This window comes from Sutcliffiella horikoshii, from assembly GCF_019931755.1.
Taxonomy (GTDB): domain Bacteria; phylum Bacillota; class Bacilli; order Bacillales; family Bacillaceae_I; genus Sutcliffiella_A; species Sutcliffiella_A horikoshii_E.
This window is the reverse complement of sequence record NZ_CP082918.1, coordinates 844,720-863,232: the sequence shown is the minus strand read 5'-3', so window position 1 is coordinate 863,232 and position 18,513 is coordinate 844,720. Positions and strand designations below refer to the sequence as shown.

The 18,513-nt window shown below is 40.2% G+C and carries 23 protein-coding genes and 1 pseudogene; 8 read left to right on the top strand and 16 right to left on the bottom strand.

What is annotated here, in order from left to right; genetic code table 11:
- Nucleotides 1-192: 192 nt before the first annotated feature.
- The 3 genes from K7887_RS04500 to K7887_RS04490 are packed head-to-tail and all read right to left on the bottom strand — an operon-like array spanning nt 193 to nt 1,176.
- Entirely contained in the window at nt 193-564 is a 372-nt protein-coding gene (locus K7887_RS04500; RefSeq protein ID WP_223492389.1) for a hypothetical protein, read from the bottom strand.
- Nucleotides 561-998 (bottom strand): hypothetical protein, encoded by a 438-nt coding sequence (locus K7887_RS04495; protein WP_223492388.1) that lies wholly within the window; start codon nt 996-998, stop codon nt 561-563. The genes K7887_RS04500 and K7887_RS04495 overlap by 4 nt, the downstream gene beginning before the upstream one ends.
- Nucleotides 979-1,176 (bottom strand): hypothetical protein, encoded by a 198-nt coding sequence (locus tag K7887_RS04490; protein WP_223492387.1) that lies wholly within the window; start codon nt 1,174-1,176, stop codon nt 979-981. Before K7887_RS04490 ends, K7887_RS04495 begins: the two co-directional genes overlap by 20 nt.
- 378 nt (nt 1,177-1,554) lie before the next feature.
- On the opposite strand from K7887_RS04490, the pseudogene K7887_RS04480 reads away from it, so the two are divergent.
- Nucleotides 1,555-2,723: pseudogene (locus tag K7887_RS04480) on the top strand (IS3 family transposase).
- 119 nt (nt 2,724-2,842) lie between these two features.
- Here the strand turns inward: K7887_RS04480 and K7887_RS04475 are convergent.
- The 7 genes from K7887_RS04475 to K7887_RS04445 form a co-directional block, all read right to left on the bottom strand.
- Nucleotides 2,843-3,352: an NUDIX hydrolase gene (locus K7887_RS04475; protein WP_223492386.1), complete on the bottom strand. Its 510-nt coding sequence runs from the start codon at nt 3,350-3,352 to the stop codon at nt 2,843-2,845.
- A 23-nt stretch (nt 3,353-3,375) separates the two neighbouring features.
- The gene (locus K7887_RS04470; protein WP_223492385.1) at nt 3,376-3,972 is read right to left on the bottom strand and encodes a hypothetical protein; all 597 of its coding nucleotides are present in this window, start codon (nt 3,970-3,972) and stop codon (nt 3,376-3,378) included.
- A gap of 36 nt (nt 3,973-4,008) precedes the next feature.
- Nucleotides 4,009-4,725 carry a hypothetical protein gene (locus K7887_RS04465; RefSeq protein WP_223492384.1) on the bottom strand — a complete coding sequence of 239 codons (717 nt, stop codon included), beginning with the start codon at nt 4,723-4,725 and terminating at the stop codon, nt 4,009-4,011.
- Nucleotides 4,722-5,432, bottom strand: a complete 711-nt coding sequence (locus K7887_RS04460; protein ID WP_223492383.1) for a hypothetical protein — start codon at nt 5,430-5,432, stop codon at nt 4,722-4,724. Before K7887_RS04460 ends, K7887_RS04465 begins: the two co-directional genes overlap by 4 nt.
- 190 nt (nt 5,433-5,622) lie before the next feature.
- The gene (locus K7887_RS04455) at nt 5,623-6,060 is read right to left on the bottom strand and encodes a cell wall hydrolase (protein WP_010198722.1); all 438 of its coding nucleotides are present in this window, start codon (nt 6,058-6,060) and stop codon (nt 5,623-5,625) included.
- Nucleotides 6,061-6,131: 71 nt separating this feature from the next.
- Entirely contained in the window at nt 6,132-6,716 is a 585-nt protein-coding gene (locus tag K7887_RS04450; protein ID WP_223492382.1) for a hypothetical protein, read from the bottom strand.
- Between the two features lie 34 nt (nt 6,717-6,750).
- On the bottom strand, nt 6,751-7,374 hold the full coding sequence (locus K7887_RS04445) for a YdcF family protein (protein WP_223492381.1): 624 nt from the start codon (nt 7,372-7,374) through the stop codon (nt 6,751-6,753).
- Nucleotides 7,375-7,529: 155 nt separating this feature from the next.
- Between K7887_RS04445 and K7887_RS04440 the strand changes: the two genes are divergently transcribed.
- Together K7887_RS04440 and K7887_RS04435 are read left to right on the top strand one after the other, a co-directional pair.
- Nucleotides 7,530-8,888 carry a copper amine oxidase gene (locus K7887_RS04440; RefSeq protein WP_223492380.1) on the top strand — a complete coding sequence of 453 codons (1,359 nt, stop codon included), beginning with the start codon at nt 7,530-7,532 and terminating at the stop codon, nt 8,886-8,888.
- Nucleotides 8,889-8,957: 69 nt separating this feature from the next.
- Complete coding sequence (locus K7887_RS04435) at nt 8,958-9,623, top strand: class F sortase (RefSeq protein ID WP_223492379.1); 666 nt, start codon at nt 8,958-8,960, stop codon at nt 9,621-9,623.
- Between the two features lie 347 nt (nt 9,624-9,970).
- Here the strand turns inward: K7887_RS04435 and K7887_RS04430 are convergent, their stop codons facing one another.
- Nucleotides 9,971-11,281, bottom strand: a complete 1,311-nt coding sequence (locus K7887_RS04430; RefSeq protein WP_223492378.1) for an MFS transporter — start codon at nt 11,279-11,281, stop codon at nt 9,971-9,973.
- Nucleotides 11,282-11,408: 127 nt separating this feature from the next.
- Here K7887_RS04430 and K7887_RS04425 point away from each other — a divergent pair, with 127 nt between their 5' ends.
- A complete protein-coding gene (locus K7887_RS04425; RefSeq protein WP_223492377.1) occupies nt 11,409-12,623 on the top strand; it encodes a helix-turn-helix domain-containing protein in 1,215 nt (404 codons plus the stop codon).
- Nucleotides 12,624-12,753: 130 nt separating this feature from the next.
- Nucleotides 12,754-13,386: a LysE family translocator gene (locus tag K7887_RS04420; protein WP_223492376.1), complete on the top strand. Its 633-nt coding sequence runs from the start codon at nt 12,754-12,756 to the stop codon at nt 13,384-13,386.
- A gap of 63 nt (nt 13,387-13,449) precedes the next feature.
- Here K7887_RS04420 and K7887_RS04415 read toward each other — a convergent pair whose 3' ends face one another.
- Nucleotides 13,450-15,234, bottom strand: a complete 1,785-nt coding sequence (locus K7887_RS04415; RefSeq protein ID WP_223492375.1) for a sulfatase family protein — start codon at nt 15,232-15,234, stop codon at nt 13,450-13,452.
- Nucleotides 15,235-15,395: 161 nt separating this feature from the next.
- Between K7887_RS04415 and K7887_RS04410 the strand changes: the two genes are divergently transcribed.
- Together K7887_RS04410 and K7887_RS04405 are read left to right on the top strand one after the other, a co-directional pair.
- Entirely contained in the window at nt 15,396-15,605 is a 210-nt protein-coding gene (locus K7887_RS04410; protein WP_223492374.1) for a hypothetical protein, read from the top strand.
- A gap of 122 nt (nt 15,606-15,727) precedes the next feature.
- Complete coding sequence (locus K7887_RS04405; protein ID WP_223492373.1) at nt 15,728-16,513, top strand: endonuclease/exonuclease/phosphatase family protein; 786 nt, start codon at nt 15,728-15,730, stop codon at nt 16,511-16,513.
- Nucleotides 16,514-16,585: 72 nt separating this feature from the next.
- Here K7887_RS04405 and K7887_RS04400 read toward each other — a convergent pair whose 3' ends face one another.
- Nucleotides 16,586-16,978 (bottom strand): hypothetical protein, encoded by a 393-nt coding sequence (locus K7887_RS04400; RefSeq protein ID WP_223492372.1) that lies wholly within the window; start codon nt 16,976-16,978, stop codon nt 16,586-16,588.
- Between the two features lie 89 nt (nt 16,979-17,067).
- A complete protein-coding gene (locus K7887_RS04395) occupies nt 17,068-17,262 on the bottom strand; it encodes a helix-turn-helix transcriptional regulator (protein ID WP_223492371.1) in 195 nt (64 codons plus the stop codon).
- A gap of 188 nt (nt 17,263-17,450) precedes the next feature.
- On the opposite strand from K7887_RS04395, the gene K7887_RS04390 reads away from it, so the two are divergent.
- Nucleotides 17,451-17,972 (top strand): DinB family protein, encoded by a 522-nt coding sequence (locus K7887_RS04390; protein ID WP_223492370.1) that lies wholly within the window; start codon nt 17,451-17,453, stop codon nt 17,970-17,972.
- Between the two features lie 27 nt (nt 17,973-17,999).
- Here the strand turns inward: K7887_RS04390 and K7887_RS04385 are convergent, their stop codons facing one another.
- Nucleotides 18,000-18,206, bottom strand: coding sequence for a DUF5316 family protein (locus tag K7887_RS04385; RefSeq protein WP_223492369.1), 207 nt, complete (start codon nt 18,204-18,206; stop codon nt 18,000-18,002).
- A gap of 14 nt (nt 18,207-18,220) precedes the next feature.
- Nucleotides 18,221-18,475, bottom strand: coding sequence for a histidine kinase (locus K7887_RS04380; protein WP_223492368.1), 255 nt, complete (start codon nt 18,473-18,475; stop codon nt 18,221-18,223).
- Nucleotides 18,476-18,513 lie beyond the last annotated feature (38 nt).

The window sequence follows — 18,513 nt, the reverse complement described above, 5'->3', positions numbered from 1 at the left end:
TTATTACTTTTTTTATTCGAGAAAAGTGGTGTATTTAGAAGGGGTCTTTGTCGTGAGGTGCATAAAATAAATAAAAAAATGCACACATACGCGTGCATATCTCAGTAACTATATGAGGATTTTGATAAAGTAAATCTTTATAACTGTCACATTTAAAAGCCAAAAGAAGGGCCGTTACTTTTACTAATCTTTTTATCTTCCCTCTCCAGTCAACTGAGTACCATTTTCGGGGAAAACTTGGTCTAAATAGTATCTATCGTCTCCCGTTGAAGAAAAGGAAAACATATAGGTTTCTTCTGCTTCAATAAGGTTATAAACATTAGCATCCTTAATGTATACCTTGAAGTACTCTTTATTCTCTTCTTTCTCGGCTCCGTTATAACCGATAACCCACATCTCCATATACTCTCCTGGTTCTATATGATGGTCTTTTTCCTCCACATAGAAGACACCAAATGTATGGCTATTTGTTATCATCGGAATATCTTTATTTCCTATAAATTGAAAAACTATTATTCCTATCAATAGCGTTAATCCTAATAGCAAAATTCTTCGTTGTTTCATGCTTTAAACTTCTCCCATTTCAGATGTTCCAAATCTTTTATACACCTTACATCCTTTTTAAACCACTCTATATTCCCAGCAAACTTTTCTGAGCATTCAAATTCAATTCTTGCAGCCTTTTGTCCCTGTACGCAACGGAGGTTCGCAAGGAATGTTTGTTTACCGTTGGGTTTGTCGAGGCTTACTCCAACATAAGGGAGTAACTCATAATGATACCCTGCTTCTAAGCTATCAAAATAATTATTTTTGACGATATTTCTAACTCTTAGATAATCCACATCATCTAGTCCCCACCTTAAGACAATAACTCCATCAGGAAAAGTGACCTCAAGCTTAAGATGGCTTCCAAAGCGATCTTTGGAAGCCTTCAAGATTTTCATGTTTTGATGGTTTGCTTGGATAGCGTAATCCATCTTAGTTTGATCCCCCGCCATCGTTTCCTCCACCATGATTGTTGAACTGATTGAATTGATTTCTAGTTGTTTCTGATTCAATATTTTGATTGCCTCTGTTCACATCCGGAGCTTGGCCCATTCCTTTATTCTTTTTATCCATAAAAATAGTAATTCCGACGAGTAGCCCTATTGGTACGATGATAAATAACCAGATCATGTGATACTCCCCCTTTTGATCTTATATATATTAATACGATTACTCTTATGAAAAGTTTCATTTATTTAATATTCTGTTATTTAATAATGTGTTGAAACTACTTCTATTAGACAATTCAACATGGTTTCATGCCGCTTCGGGCGTATAGAACCCTTCTATTAGACAATTCAACCTGATTTCTTAGCGCTTCGGGCGTTTAGAGCCCCTCTATTAGACAATTCAACCTGATTTCTCAGCGCTTCGGGCGTTTAGAACCCTTCTATTAGACAATTCAACCTGGTTCCATAGCCCTTCAGGCGTTTAGTGGGTCTAGACTATAAAGTAGACACGGTTTGGAGAGACTTGTAAAAACAAGTATCTGGAACGGAGCGTGTCATGATGAGTAAAAGATATGACCCTGAATTCAAGGAATACATTGCCAAGCTAGTAGTAGAAGAGGGAAATAAAGCAACAGATATTAGTAAAGAAATGGACTTGTCACCAAAGAACATATCACGTTGGGTTAGCATTTATCGAAAGAAAACGCAAGCTGGGGAGAGTTACATTACTCCTAGCGAGTTTAAAAAACGTGAAAAAGAACTATTGGATCAAATAAACGAATTGAAAGAGGAAAATGAAATCATAAAAAAGGCGGCGCACATCTTCATGAAAAGCCAGAAGTAATTTACCGATTTATTTTTCAACATCGGAAAGAGTTTCGAATTGTGAAGATGTGCACGGTATTAAATGTATCCAAGAGTGGGTACTACAAGTGGATTAATAAAAAGGAGTCCCCTAGAAAAAAACGAAAAACGTGGATGATGGCAAAAATTCGTGGTCTATTCTTTCAGAATAAAGAAGTCTATGGGAGTCCTAGAATTACGAGAGAATTGTATAAAGATGGGTTTCTGATTTCAGAGAAAACCGTCGGAAGATATATGCGTGAAATGGGGCTTTGTGCTATACCGGAACAACGTTTTGTGGTTACGACAGATTCCAACCATAATCAGCCAATTTATCCGAATCTACTTAATCGCGAGTTTAATCCAGAAAAGCCTAATCAAGTGTGGGTAACAGATATCACTTACATTTGGACGTTAAAAGGATGGTTGTATTTGGCTACAGTAATGGACCTGTTTTCTAGAAAAATTGTTGGTTGGAGTTTGAACAAAACCATGACAAAGGAGCTTCCTTTACAAGCGTTAAACAGAGCTATAAATCAAAGAAAGCCTCCTTATGGCCTGATTCACCATTCTGATCGTGGTAGCCAATATACCTCCAGTGATTACATCGCACGCTTGAAGGAATGTAACATGGAAATAAGTATGAGTCGAAAAGGAAACTGTTATGATAATGCATGTATGGAGTCCTTTTTTGCGACTCTGAAAAAAGAGCTTGTGTATCGAAGAAAATTCGCAACTCGAGAAGAAGCAACGAAGGAAATTTGGACCTATATTATGAGCTTTTATAACGAAAGAAGAAGTCACTCTAAACTAGGATATATATCACCAAATGAATACGAACGAAGCAATACGAAAAAACAAGTACTAGATAAAGAAGCTGCATAAAGAGTAACCCCACTTAGCAACTTTACATGGAGGGGCGGGTAGGATAGCCTACCTGGCGAGCCACTGGTTCCTACCCAGGTGGCTTTGTGGCTCGAGGTCATACCCGCAGAGGCTCCATGTCAAGTTGCGGGACACTGAGAATTCTCTATTTGGGATCTTTCATACAAGATACAAACTAGATACGAGGAAAATAGCTTTTTTAAAAAGTAAAGCTGTACCAATATTGAAAAACATAAGAAGATTCTCTCTAAAAAGTTGTCCACTTTCTTGACAGAAGACCACTGTTCAGCCTCTTCTACTTCCATCCAAGCAACTTCCTCTATTTCCTCGAGCATTGAAATGTTGATATCTCCACCCTTAACTTCCCCATCAAAAATAAAAAATATAGCATGATGTCCTCTTACCTCAAAGAATGCCTCCATAACAGCGACTATTCCAGATACCTCTACATCCAAGCCCGTCTCTTCTTTCACTTCACGAACAGCAGCTTCCGGAAGGGTTTCTCCTTCCTCCACCGCTCCACCTGGCAGCGTATAATAAGATTCATTTTCTCCAATGTTCTTTACCAAAAGTACTTTTTCTTGTGCTTCATCTAATAATAATACATACGCAACGTCCACTCTTTTCAACTTTATCACCACAATTGATTTAGTTAGTCCCCATAACCATCCTGATACGCAATTGAATCATCTTCCATCTCTTTCAGCATATCTACCCAATCTGTTTGGTCGATTAAATTGCTCGGCAAGCCTATAAAAGGATTTGTTGCTTCGCTCCACGCAGCTGCAGTCTCATGAATGCGGACGAGTGTCGCTTCCATTTCTTTTGGAAAAGTGACTGTATCCAATCTATCCATGTCCTCTTCCAGCAAGGTTGCCTCCAAATATCTTAGCTCTCCTGCAATTAAACTAGCACTGGTCCTAGTCGCAAACTGTAACTCCTCAGCATGCCGTGGATAAATCGCTTTGGCCAGCTTTTCAATTTCATAGCTAGTATCCTCTATTGCTTTGAAGCCATTCTTCAATTGAACCCATTGCGCGTATGGAATTTCATTTTCCCTCATCACTGTTCCCATGATAACCGAAGTAGTATTGGTCTCCGATTGAAGATTCCATACCCTTTCCTTGAGATGCGGTACTAAATACTCTTGTTGCTTATTTACTTCCACATGCTTTTGAAACCCATAGAAAACAGAAATAAATAAAAGAAACACCAAAATATAATATTGCTTGCTTGATTGTTGAAACATTTCTATTACCTCAAATCTTTACTAATACTTTCATCCCTATTCCAAATTTTCAGGATTTAACTGTTGCATATGAATTACATAATTCCCACCATAGGATCCTCCTCCACCGTTGCGAAACGTATGCTCGAGGCGAATTGATTCTCCGTCGTCATTATAGGCCTGCCATTGATACATATACGAATGGCTGGAAGGGATGAACCCCGTTTCAGCTGGAAAAGAATCAAAGGATCCAATAACATCTTTCCATTCACTTGGCATTTCTACATAACCATAACTTTCTTTTCCAAACTCTACAGAATGTTTCATCTGTATCTTTGGATAATAAACCTCTACCTGATTATCATCCCCTACCGACGTCACAGAATAATTCCGTTCAGATGTTAGATAAAACTCCCATTCACGTACCTCGTCCTGAGGATGAACATTCCAATAAATATAAGAGTTTCCCTCATTAACTACTATTTGTGGGTCCGAAGCGCTCGTTGCACCAACACATTCCCATTTCCAACCACTCCATACCCAAATGCTAGATCCATAAGATTCACCACCATTTGATAAGATCGGAACGAAATAAGTTTTCTCATCTAATTGAATAACGTCTAGAACTTCCATCTCTTGAGTTAGATAATCCATATTTTTAATGATTACTTCTTCTGAATAAAATGCTTTCGGTGTCATCATTATGTACATAGTGATAGCTCCTGCTACTATTGCCATTACAAAGAATAACAGGAAGATTGTTTTTTTCCTCATTCAGCATTCCCCCTTTTTTCTAAAAAGGAAGCTGTCTTTGATTTAAAGTAATGCTGATTTTTCTTCGTTGTAACAAGCAATCCCTTACCATCTTGTTCCACATAAACTTGAATCTTGTCACCAGTTTTTGATTTTACTCCAGTTAACAAATAAGGAAACTTCTCTTGAATGTCAACCGGCTCTTCACTCTCTTCTTCTGGCCAAATCTGCTCTCTTATTTCTTCAAACCACTGAATGACGTTCGATCGCTCGTACTTAAAAGTAGATAGGGAGTCATCTAACTTTTCTTCGTTTATTTTCACTTCTCCGCCAGATGGATGAGTCACCAACAATTCCACTTTCGAAACATCTGTTAGATACGTCCGCACTTCATCAGTTGGATAGAACACAGCAGCTAACCCAATTGCTAGTATAGCCGTACTCAAAAATATAAAGTTTCCTCCAAAACCCGTCCAAGCATATTTTCGATAAGCTTCCCAACGTCCTTTTCTTTTTAAGATTCCATACAAAATCCATACTCCAAGGGGAAGAATCGCAATGGAAAGAGGTTCATTAAAAAATATAAAAGTGAAGGTAAATGAAAATAACCCCAACAAAACAGCTATAAGTATTTTCCATAATTTTGGACGTTCTTCTGCATCTTGCCTAACATAAATACGAACAACAAGCACTGCAATTATCGCCCAAGCAAGAAGGATACAAAGCAACTCAATAATGTTCTCCACATACCCGAAATTAATAGTCAGATTCCACACCCCATTCCAATAAATACCTCTCTATAATTCTACCATTCTCACTTCAAAAACCCAATAACAGGAAATAAATCAATTCCTAATTGAAAAAAAGAGAACTCCGCATATCTGCCAAAGAGTCCCCTAAAAAGTAATGATATTTTGTTCACGTATATACACTAGCACATGTTCCCGCAATCGGTTCGTAATAACAATGCTGCTTGAATTGGCCGGAAAAAGGTTGGTCATACCATGTTGGAGGACATGGTGCATATGGATTGAAATACCATAATGCGTATTTTGCTGGATGCTCTCTCCAAGAAGTCAACGTCTTTCTAGCTAAGTTTTTTTCAACCGACCTTGCTCTGTTATAAAATAAATTACCCTTTTGAACCGCTTCAAATGAATAATTTCCGCCCTGCACTTGATAGATGACTTGGGGAATGGTTCTTACTTCTTTGAAGTCCAAACAATCGGCTACTGCACGATTGGTTATAACATTGCCGACATAAAGCATTCCCTGCTTGCCTTCACCTTCTGCTTCTGCTCTCATCATCCTTGCCACTAACGCTACATCTGAATCCGTAAACTTAACTCTAGCCATAATTTCACCTCAACACCATAGTATGAAAAAACGCCTAGATTGGTTTCTGATATTTTTAAAAACCGGTAGTATTAGATTAGTTTTGCTGTTTGAACGGCAATTCCCTTCTCTTGTAACATATTGGTGACGCGCTCAAGCTTTAGCGCATGGTCGGGAGAAATACCTGCTTTTGAAATTAAGAACTTATCATCTTTCCCTTTTCCTTTGCCTACATAAAACAATAAATTCTGGTCTGTTTCAATGACCGTTAAGGATTCATCAGCAGGAATTTTTCTCTTTTCCTTACCAAGTACAAAGGCATCAAAACGGGGATCGAACCCAACCTGATAGGTATTATTGGATTGAAAATATAACGAATGGAGTTTGTTGCTTCTATTCTCAATAATTTTCCTGAAAAATAAACGAATCAAGAAAAGAATGATATAGTACATGACAAATCCAATTACCACGGTAACGATATTCAAAATAAGGAATTGCGTGCCATCTTGTGCGATCTGCAGGTTGGCAATAATGTTGTAACCACAAAATAAAAAGAGTGCAACCAAGTTCCCCACAGTGGCCATCTTAAAAATGGATTTAAAATAAGGCATATACCGGAATAGTTCGGTGTAATCTTGCTTTTCGATTGGAAATTGAAATGATATATTTTTTTTCAATGTGTACCTCCTGGTGTTAATTAGATGTTCGCTCTTATGGCTGACTTGTAAATTCCAGCTCCTGATCTATGATTATTCCCTGTTTCACATAACTGATCAGCTTAGCAGATTCTGCCTCCACCCGTTGCCTACCATAGGGATTGAGGAACCAGTTGTCTTCTCGTGTAGTTCTATCATTGACTGGACAAAGAGAATAATCAATCCAATCCGGCATATAGGTTCGTAGTTTAAGATTCATTCGCCTCATATGGTAATGACTTGTCACCACAAGCAACCGGTCTATCTTATGAAGATGAAGCGCTCTATCCAATACAAGCAAAGATGCCAGGACATTTTCCTTTGTGTGGAGCGACTGGTTCTCGATGAGGATATCCTTTGACGGCACCCCTAATTCCATGGCCTTCTCTGCCAAGAGCTGCGCTTCGCTAAGCTGATTTCCGTCCCATACGACTCCACCGGAAAACAGTATTTTCCCTGCTCTTCCTTCCTTATAGAGCTGTATGGCTGGAGGCAACCGGTATTCGACCGCCTTGCTACTCCCCGGAACGAAAATACAGTCACCATTTCTATTATCATCTTTTATATTTCTAAAAAGCAGGTCAGTCATCTGCTCATCTGTAAGGTTCTTGCCATCTAATTGTGAAATAGGTAGCTTCATGGTATTACTCCCACGATATGTATTTTTCAACCACTTCCAATTCCCATTATACATACAAAGTTGAAGACTTTTTTATTTTTTTCAAAAAAAAGTGATCCAGTTTCTGATCCGCTCCGTTAGGTAAGTGAAACCAACTAAAAAGGAGTGCTTAGAACATGAACTGGAAAAAAGCAATCGTAGCCGTACCACTTAGCGTAGGATTATTAGTACCAACTTTTCAAGCAGCAAGTGCACATGACCATGGAGCACATCAACACACTGCATCTGTATCCACCCCGGCATCTGACTTGAGAGCGTCATTGGATGCATTATTATCAGAGCATGCTTTCTTAGCAGTCGTAGCTATGCAAAAAGGAATTGACGGAGCAGAAGACTTCGATCAAGCAGCTGGAGCACTAAATGCAAACACAGATGATTTATCAGCAGCAGTCGCTTCCGTTTATGGTGAAGAAGGCGGAGCAGCATTCAAAGAAATCTGGAGCAGCCATATTGGTTACTTCGTAGATTATGTAACAGCAACTGCGGAAGACAATGAAGAAGGCAGACAACAGGCGTTAGCCGAACTAGATGAATATACAGTAGAACAAGCTGCGTTTCTTGACACAGCAACAGAAAGTCGCCTAAAAGCGAGCGAACTAGAAGCTGGACTAAAAATGCACGTGGAGCAACTAGTTTGGGCATTTGATAACTATGTCGCTGGAGACTTTGAAAAAGCATACGAAAACATGCGTCACGCAATTGAGCACATGTATGAGCCAGGAAAAGGTTTATCTTGGGCGATCACAGATCAATTCCCAGACAAATTCGAGAATACTAGTGTTGACACACCAGCCGCAGACTTACGCGCTGACTTGAACCACCTTTTCGCTGAGCATGCTGCACTAGCAGTTCTAGCTATGCAAAAAGGAATTGATGGCGCTGGTGACTTTGAAAACGCTGCAGGAGCTTTGAATGAAAACACAGCTGACCTATCTGCAGCTGTAGGATCTGTTTACGGTGAAGAAGGCGGAGCAGCATTCGAAGAGATCTGGAGTAGCCATATTGGATATTTCGTAGATTATGTCGTTGCTACTGGTGAAGAAAATGAAGAAGGCCGTGAAGCAGCAATCGCGGAGTTGGAAGAGTATAAAGTAGAACAAGCTGCATTCTTAGACACAGCTACAGAAGGCCGTCTGAAAGCAGCTGACCTTGAAGAAGGACTGCAAATGCATATTGATGAGTTACTTCTAGCTTTCAACAGCTATAACGAAGCAGACTATGAAACTACTTATAACACAATCCGTGAATCTTATGCCCACATGTTCGGTGTAGGTGAAATGATGTCCGGTGCGATTGTGGACCAATTCCCAGAAAACTTTGAAAAAGACATGCCAACTGACATGCCTGCAGCAGGTATGGGTGGTGCAGCAGACAATGGAATGAATGCTGCTATCGCTTGGACGGTTGCTGGATTAATCTCCGCGATTGTCTTAACTCAAGTTATTGCATATAGAAGAAAAGCTACACAAGAATAATAGTTTATGTTAAGAAGAGAGGGGTCTTCCCTCTCTTTCCTACTATCATTTTCTAGAAGGGGAAGAACTATGAGACTACTAACCGCTTTATCATTCATGCTTGTTTTACTAGTCGGATGTAGTTCGGAGAATACTCCGATGACAACTGGTAATCAGGCTACTGAAATGGAAACTCCAAACGAAGCAACCGCGTCCACCGAAACTGCGGCCCCTGCCAACAAAAAAACTCCCCTCCCTACCCGTACACAAACGACGAACGAAAACGGGAAAGTCATTAAAGATGAATCTATCAGCATCGAACCCCACCGAATCGAAATCCCCTCTATCGGAGTCGATGCACTAGTTGAACAAGTAGGCGTTATCGAAAACGGTCAAATGGGAGTACCCGAATCTTTCGAGACCGTCGGCTGGTACAATGAAGGCCCCATGCCAGGAGAACGCGGAAACTCCGTCATCTCCGGACATGTCGACAGCCGTAACGGCCCCGCTGTATTTTTTGATCTGAAAAACCTAGAAGCCGGTGACGAGATTGTTGTTTCCAACGAAGCCGGCGAATCCTTGACCTATGTGGTGGACAGAATAGAAACCTATCCCGAGGATGAATCTCCTGTGGAGGCAATTTTTGATTATTCGTTTCAAAGCAATTTAAACCTGATTACCTGTACAGGGACGTTTAATCGGGAAAGTAGAAATTATTCTGATCGGTTGGTTGTGTATAGTAGTTTGAAGAAATGAGAATAGAGAGAGGTCTTCATGTCGATTGATGATGAAGACCTCTTTTTGTTTGTTGTTGGGTGGTGGACGTCTTGATCAGTTTTATCAAGACCTCCCTGACTTGAATTCTTGCCCACGGAGGTCTTCATTCCTCCTGTCAAGACCTCTCTAACCTCAATTCTCGCCAACAGAAGTCTTCATACCACTTATCAAGACCTCTCTAACTTCAATTCTCGCCAACACAGGTCTTCATACCTCCTATCAAGACCTCTCTGACCTCAATTCTCACCAACAGAAGTCTTCATACCACTTTTCAAGACCTCTCTGACCTCAATTCTCGCCAACAGAGGTCTTCATACTCCCTTACCTTACCGAGCCACATTCCCCGCTTCCACTACTCCGCCCACTTGCTTCTCCCCAATCTCCGGATGCACCTTTCTAATAACAGACGGCCTCGCCATGATGAGCGTGATAACAATGAGCATCCCTGCTGATAAAAGCAAGATCCACTCCCCGGATAGGACATCATACAATATCCCGTAAATTACCATACCAAGGGGAATAAGTGCCATCGCCATTGTTTCAATAATGGAAAATACACGTCCCTTGAATTCGTCGGCAACGGTCTTTTGAAGCATCACTTGCAATGGTGTATTGACGATAATAATGAGTGAACCGAAGCTGAACATTAGAAACATATAATAAGAGAACATTATCCAATACGACATCGGCAGCAACAGCGGAAGAGCAATCGCCCCCATAACCGTTCCCATTCCTATGATTCCCTTTTTGGAAACTAGCAGTGGAAATTTCACTTCTTTTCGTCCGGAAAAATAAATCGACATTAGCAACATGCCAAGAGAAAACGCTCCTTGTGTGAAACCAAAATGCTGGGACTCCATTTTCAAATTTTCAATCAGGATATAGGAATATCCAACTTCATAAGCCCCGAAAAGAAAGTTAATAAGTAAAAGTATCCAGAGTATGGGCAAAATTGAATTTTGCAGACGCAAGTAGCGTAAACCTGCTTTCATGCTCTGCAGCATGGATTCCTTCTTCTCCCCGTCCTCTAAGCTACTCTTACCCTCAGAAAACAGGCGGAAATTCATCGTCGATTCCAAAATCACAGCGATAACAGATGCAACAATAAACAATATTAGAAATACAGGAATCGGCACCGTTCCATATAAAAGCCCGCCGACAGCAGGGCTTCCGATAGCTGCAAAAGAAATGGCCATCTGGTTCATAGACATTGCTTTTTGTATACGGGCCTGATCAATCAAACCTGTAATGGATGAAGTAAAGGCAATTCCCGAAAAAATGGATGTTAGGGATAGAATACTCGTAGTTGTGTAGATTGCTAAAAGGGAAAGTCCTGAAGTAAGGGTATAGATGAGAAGTCCAGTGATGGCGAGAGTTGTGGCTACTTGTGAGATAATAACAATCTTTTTTCTAGAATAACGATCGGTGATGGCTCCAGCAAACGGTCCTGCAAGCGTTCGTGGGAGAATATTACATAGAAGATTTGTTGCAAAACTTGTAGCAGATCCAGTAAGCTGCAAAATATAAAAACTAATGGCAAATGCATATACCTGAGATCCAAAGGTGGAAATTAATTTACTAATCATAAAGGTGTACAGGTGATATGTCGCTCTTTTCAATTTTAAGCTTTCCTCCATTAAAAGCACCCCGTTTTTTAAAAGTTTAATTTAATTAAACAAATCTTACCATACTAAGGTATTCCAATTCAAGGGAAAGTTTAATATAATTAAACAAAATATTTTTTTACAAGGAGTGCATACTTATATGCTCGGAGAACGGATACGCAAATTAAGAAAGCAAAAGAAAATGACGTTAGAAGCAGTTGCCGGGACAGAGCTGACGAAAGGAATGCTCAGCCTGATTGAAAACAACAAGGCCAATCCTTCTATGGAAAGTCTTACTTATATTGCCCATCAGCTTGGTGTGGAGAGAGCAGAATTATTAGGAGAGGTCCATTCTCATGAACTAAGAGAAATATTAGATCGGGCTGAAAAGATTTTCAACATACCGGTTACAGAATTCCATGATAAATACTTGCAAATCATTAACCAAATTGAACCTCACATAGATAAGCTTAACCATGGATATGAGGGTGCAAGACTTTTAGAAATATATAGCTATTCGCTACAGAAACAACAACGTACTGGTTGGGAAAGTCTTCTTAAGAACGCTTCTGATATGTTTGACGAGATGAACATTTCCTCCAACCGGACGTCCATTGGAATTTTTCGTTCATCTATTGCATTTTCAGAACACAACTACCAGGAAGCATTAAATATTTTTATAAATGAACGAAAAGAAATTGAAGCCAAGCATGCCTACATAGAACCGATGGCAAGACTTGATCTTGATTATTCGGAAGCCGTGTACTTATATGCAGTCGGGAATTCAAAAGCAGCAATCGAAACGATGGAAAAGGCACTTGCCTATTCAAAAGAAAAACGTATCTTTTATTTGACAGATGATCTCTACCGTCTTGCCTCTGCACATGCATTGATGGAGGGAGATAAACAAAAAAAGGAGTATTATTTAAAAAAGTTAAAGCAATACGGCGAATTTGCAGATCACCCCTCCTCCATTTATTTTTGTGAATTATTCGCCATTATGGATTTGATAGCAGAAAAGAAAGAATACGAACGGGCACTTGCCAGAATTGAAGATTTTTTTTCATCAATAGAATTAGTGGATTTCTATGCACCTTGGTTAAATTTAGAGAAAGCGAAAGCACTTTACTATTTGGGACGCTATGAAGAGGCATATCAAACATTAGAAATGTTCAACATGCCTGACCTCCACCATCCTATTGACTTGTCCTTCTTATATGTAAAAGAATCCTACCAAGCACTCCTTCTTATGGAGTGCGGAAAAAAGGAAGAAGCCGTGACTGCCGCACAAAAAGCCGTCGAAAATTTCGAGCCCCTCCTAGATTCAAAAATGAAGGAATTCAGCAGAAAAGTATTGGAGCAAGTTAGTGGGTAATGGGGACAGGCACCGCGGCCCACTAAGGGTCGCCGTGCCTGTCCCTAAAACCCAAAAAATACTTTTAAAAATATTCTGATATCTGTTAGAATGAATCTTAATAAATTTCACGAAGATTGGGGTTTTCACCATGGAAAACTTTTTTCTGTTTGTTGTTATGAGTATTCTACTTATCATTCTGCCCGGCCCTGACACCGCCATCGCAACCAAGAATACCTTGTCTGCAGGAAGAGGCGGCGGATTCAAAACCGTTTTAGGTACCTTTTGCGCAATTCTCATCCATACCATCGCAGCCGTCGTCGGTCTTTCCGCCATTATTGTTAAATCTGCCTTCCTTTTCTCTGTTTTTAAATATGTTGGTGCCGTTTACCTTGTCTACCTGGGGGTTAAAACGATTTGGGCACTCCGCAACAAGAATGCGGAGATTCCAATGGACAGCAACGTGGCTAATAAATATAAAAATCAATCTCATTTTAAACAAGGTTTCCTGACCAACATGCTAAATCCAAAAGTTGCGGTCTTTTTCCTGACCTTCCTGCCACAATTCGTAGACCCGGGAACAAGCACAATCGGACCATTTCTTTTAATGGGAGTTACCTACGCTGTCCTGACAGCCATTTGGTTTGTCCTTTACATCTATCTAGTGGATCAAATTAGTGCATTTATGAAAAGACCGCGTACCACCACTGTCATTGAGTCCATTACTGGTATTGTATTGATTGGTTTTGGAGTAAAGTTGGCGTTGGAGAAGGGTTCAGAGTAAAAAATTAAACAAACATAAATAAGAAGCCAAACAACCTATTTTAACCAGGTCGTTTGGCTTCTTTTAGTTTTTACACGAAGGCATCCCTGGTACTTCCCCACTTGAAGGTTCCAACCTCTTTTGCTTGCACTGTTCCTCTAAACCCACCATAAGGAGCTTTTGGATAGCTATTGTTTCTGGAGTTCGATTGTCTGGATAAGCAAGATTGGTTTCTTCTAACGGATCTTTTGTCAAATTGTATAGTTCATATTGTTCCGGGACTGGTCTCGTTTTGGTGGTCGTGATGCATAATGCACAGTCTACCTTCTCTTCTGAAGATGTTTGAGATACTTGAGTGGTGGTGACATTTTCGACTCCAGGATTGCTCCAAAATTGTGGATTGTCATAGTAGCGTGTGAGTTTCCAGATTTCTTTTGTTCCGTTCTCACCTGTGGATAGTTTGGTGATAATTGCTTCGGTGTGGTTTGGTTGAATGACCGCATGATAAGGTTCCCCTGTTGCCGAGACTTGGTTTAGCCCTTGGGTGACGTCGTCGTCACTCATAAAATAAAGTGGTTCGTTGGCACGGTAAAATTTGTTTTTTCCCATTAGGAGAGGTGTCAGGTCCCGCCCTACTAGTGGGTGGACTTCTGTATGATCCCGTTGAAGATGCTGTTGGATCTCATCTACGTCAATGTCTGCGAGTCCTAACATGGTCGGTAGTACATCGACATGGCTTGTAAGCATATCAGTGGTTTCTTTTCCGGAAAATAGTTTCGGACTGTGGATAATCAATGGCACATGGATGGATTCCTCGTACGTATTGTACCATTTCTGATAAAGTCCTCCATGCGCACCAAGCAGTTCTCCATGGTCAGACAGAAAGACGACAATCGTATTTTCGTAAAATGTAGACTCCTGCAAGGTTCGGAAAACCTTCCCCATTTCTTGGTCTGCTTTCTTTTGCAAAGAATAATAGAGCTGTCTGTAAGAAACGTTATCTCTAATTGGTTGGAGTGCCTTTGGGTAAATCTCACGATAGCTCTCTTGGGCGGAAGGCTTGGTACTTAGTGATTCATTGGCAGTCGGCGGTGGCGGGATGAAAGGCACGGATGGGTCAATTTCAAAGTTGAACAAAGGACTTAACTCTGTGTAGATCCCATAAATCGCAATGTCATGAGGGTTAACAAGTGAGCACATGACAAACCATGGGGAAGAATCTCGATGACATTCATTTTCCAATGACTGCAGGAGCTCTACTGTTTCTTGAGCATAGATGACATCCCTTCCGCTTACCCCAATAGCAGCTGAGCTTGCAGAGTTCCGAGGAGAAGAACCATGTGGCTCTGGTCCGACCCAACCGTCAAATCCGTAATCACTTAGGCGATTGGAGGCGAGATATTCCTCTACATTTCTCTTGTCCGGTCTGCCTGTAGAGGTATAGCTTGGCAGAGAGTTTTTCGTTCCCGGTATAAGAATGTCCTCTTCAGACGCATGCCATTTGCCTTTCCAAAAAGTTTTGTAACCTGCTGCACGGAAATATTCGCCCATAGTTGGCACGGTATTAGGATCAAGCCAAAACATGTCCGAATCAAAAGAGGTTTTCGCTGCACCACTCGTTTGCGTCACCCCATGAAGGGAAGGATATTGCCCAGTATATAGGGTGGTTCTGCTTGGAGAGCAAGCTGTGCTTCCAACATAGTGCTTCGTAAATTCGAATCCATTCTTTTTCAGGAGCTCTTGGGTAAGCAGGTTTTCACGTTGCCATTTTCTAAGTTCTTCATTTTCATAGACACTTGGGTAACGTTGCTGATCTACCATCAGGATGAGAAAGTTGGGTTTCTTGATTGTCCGTAATTCTTTAGCCATCGTTGTCCCACCTTTACGGTTCAATATGTTCCTACTTTACTCTATGCGAAGAGTTTAGAGCATATTTCAGGGACAGGCACTTTGACCCTTATTGGGTCGAAGTGCCTGTCCCTTCTACCCACGACCATGTTATAATATGTACGGATGTGAGGTGTTAGGAAATGAATAAACGATGGACTATTGGTAAAATAAATGAATTTGTGGAGAAGAATTCAGAGAGTAAACTGTTATCGACTGAATACCACGGATTCTCTCAGAAGTTACTGTTTAAATGTGAGTGTGGCAGCAACTTTGAAAAGACTTTTACAAAATTTAAAAATAATAACCAACGCAAATGTGACGTGTGCCAGCCACCAAAGGCTTCCCGTTAATAGATACTATAAAAAGTGCCAATTGTATTCGGCGCTTTTTTGTTTTGTCTTCTATTTTGCAGGAACTCCTAATTGTTTTATCGAAATAGTTGTTACCGAAAACTTTTAAGGAGGAATGGTCTTTGAAACATACATATACCGTCATGTCCTTTAATCTACGTGTTATCGTCCCCACTGACCCATTTATCTGGGAAGACCGTAAACACTGGATTGCAGAAACCATTCATACTTACTCGCCTGACGTTATCGGCACACAGGAAGCAACCATTCCCATGCTTGAATGGCTAAAAGAGAGATTCAAAGAGTCCTATGAAGTATACGCAGTCAATCGAACCGTTTCCACGGAGGTTGGAGAATTCAGTGCTGTATTTGTTAAAAAGTCCAGTTTTACCACAGGTTCAAAAGGGTCCTTTATGCTATCAGAAACCCCAGATATTATCGGAAGTAAGGGCTGGGATGCACACTGCGAAAGAATTTGTTCCTGGGTGGAGCTTATTCCAAAGGGACAAACCGAACCAGTTTTGCGCTTTTTTAACACGCATCTTGATCATATGGGGAAGCTTGCGAGGAAGGAAGGATTGAAACTAATTCGTGACGTGATCCGTAGTAAAGATAACGCGAAAAGCTTGCCAGTTATTTTAACCGGCGATTTTAATGATGTGCCTGAAAGTGAAGCATTGGCGGAAGTTTCGTCCATGGAAAGCTGTTATTCTTGTTTTACTGAAGAAGAAAAGGAAGACAGCCTTACTTTTCATGCCTATGAGGGCGGAATAAAAGGCAGTCCCATCGATTACATATTCGGATCGAACAGGGTAGAGTTTCTTACTGCCCACATTCTTAGAGATAGTTTTGATGGAGGGTATCCGTCAGATCATTATCCTGTTTTGGCAACGGTAAAAATCTTATAGAAAACTAGAAGTACAGGCATCTTTAATTAGAAAAATCCAGTAGCCCCCTTGGACTGCTGGATTTTTCTTTTATTATCTAAATCGCTTTGAGTAAAAGAACTCTGTTACTGGAAGCACGGCCAATGAAAGGCATACAACAACAGCTAACGGTATATTTTTAATTTCATTGAAGTTTACTACTCCCTCTGAAATAAATAGAATCAATAAAGCTAAAATCATTAAAACAAAATAACCAATTTTAGCACTTTGGGTCTTTATATGCATATCTAGTTCATCTGTTGCTTTCTCACCTTGCATGTCACCCCATGTGAGCGAATTAAAAAGAAATCCTAAGGCAAGTGCTCCCGCAAAGATTGCATTTAGATCAACAATACCGTTTTGAAACCACTTAAATAGCCCAAATCCTCCCACCAATACTAACATTGCCCCAGACAGAATAATACTTAACTTTTTTAAATTCCCCATTTTTTTCTCCCACCTTTTAACTTGGTTCAATCTCCAAATGCTGCTCAGCCGGCCAATGGAGTTCGGTCGTTTTCACTTCTAAATTGCATCTAGTCATTCATATTAAAAAGTTCATCCACTGTAACACCCAAGTATTTAGCAAGATCAAATGCAAGTTGCAAGCTTGGTGCGTATTTAGCATTTTCAATAGCATTGATGGTTTGCCTACTTACTTTGCAGAGGTCTGCAAGTTTCCCTTGAGAAACTCCATGCTGTTCACGTAATTCCTTGATTCGATTTTGCAAGTAATCACCTTCTAAAATGCTATAGTGTAAAATATATTTTACACTTTTTAGTATAAAACTGGAAAAGGTAGATGTCAAACATTTTTTACACCAGACTATTCATGAAGGGAATTTAGGTGGAATGCAGTATATTGTTATTAATACTTTTATTATTGTAATTAACACTTTTATTAGAGGAGGAAATTCTATTGACAACCAAACCCACCCTCAAGGTAAGAAGCCTGCCCGGCTATGAACCGGATATTGGTCGTGCTCTTTGGTGTTTAGAAGATGTCCGCAGCAACCTAACAAAGAGACTAAAAGGTATCAGCCAAAATGAGCTTGATATAAAAATAGGGTCCAGACAATCCATCGGATCTCTGTTGTACCACATAGCATATGTCGAAGCTGGTTGGCTGTATGGGGAAGTGATGGAACAAGAAGCGTGGGATACAGAAATAGAAGAGCTTTTCCCGTTAGACGGATGGCCTGACGGGAACTTGGTACATGTAGTTGGAGACACTATTGAAACTCATCTTCACCGGTTAAATAAAGTAAGAGAGACCTTGCTTATCCACTTTCGTTCTATGAATTTGGAAGATTGGCGCAGGGCCAGGGTGCTTGATGAATATGATGTAACACCCGAGTGGGTGATTTATCATTTAATAGAACATGAGGCACATCACAGGGGGCAGATATTTCAGTTGTTGAGGGAAATTCGGGGAGATTAATACCCTCCCCCCTCGAAAATTGAATCGTTAAATATAAAATAATAATCCTGCTAAACCTAATGAAGCCAGGCCTATTAATCCAGCATAAATCCCAACCCTTGATCTAAAATCCCGGTGATCTTTCGTCTCTGAATGATAATTCGCTCTTTGTTGTTGTCCGCTTGTCCAGACTCCTAGAAACATACCTGAAATGATGATAGAAATAATACCGATTATTAAGAAAATCTGAATCATCTACTACTCTCCTCTCATAAAAATACACCTAAAATTAAAACAATCGAAAGACCAATAATTGCCCCAATATCAACCGCGTAACTCCTATTCTCTTTCTTCTTTTCAATCACACTAATAAGCTTGCCAAGTATCACCAACAGAATTGCTATAGATATTAGAATGTTACTAGTCAGAGAACTAAAACCAGTATCGAATATAAAAACATACATTGTTGGTATCACAATCAACAATCCTGCAACTGTGTACATAAACCACTTTACCTTTTCCATGAGTTCATCCCCCTAACCTTACCTAGAATGCTGATTTT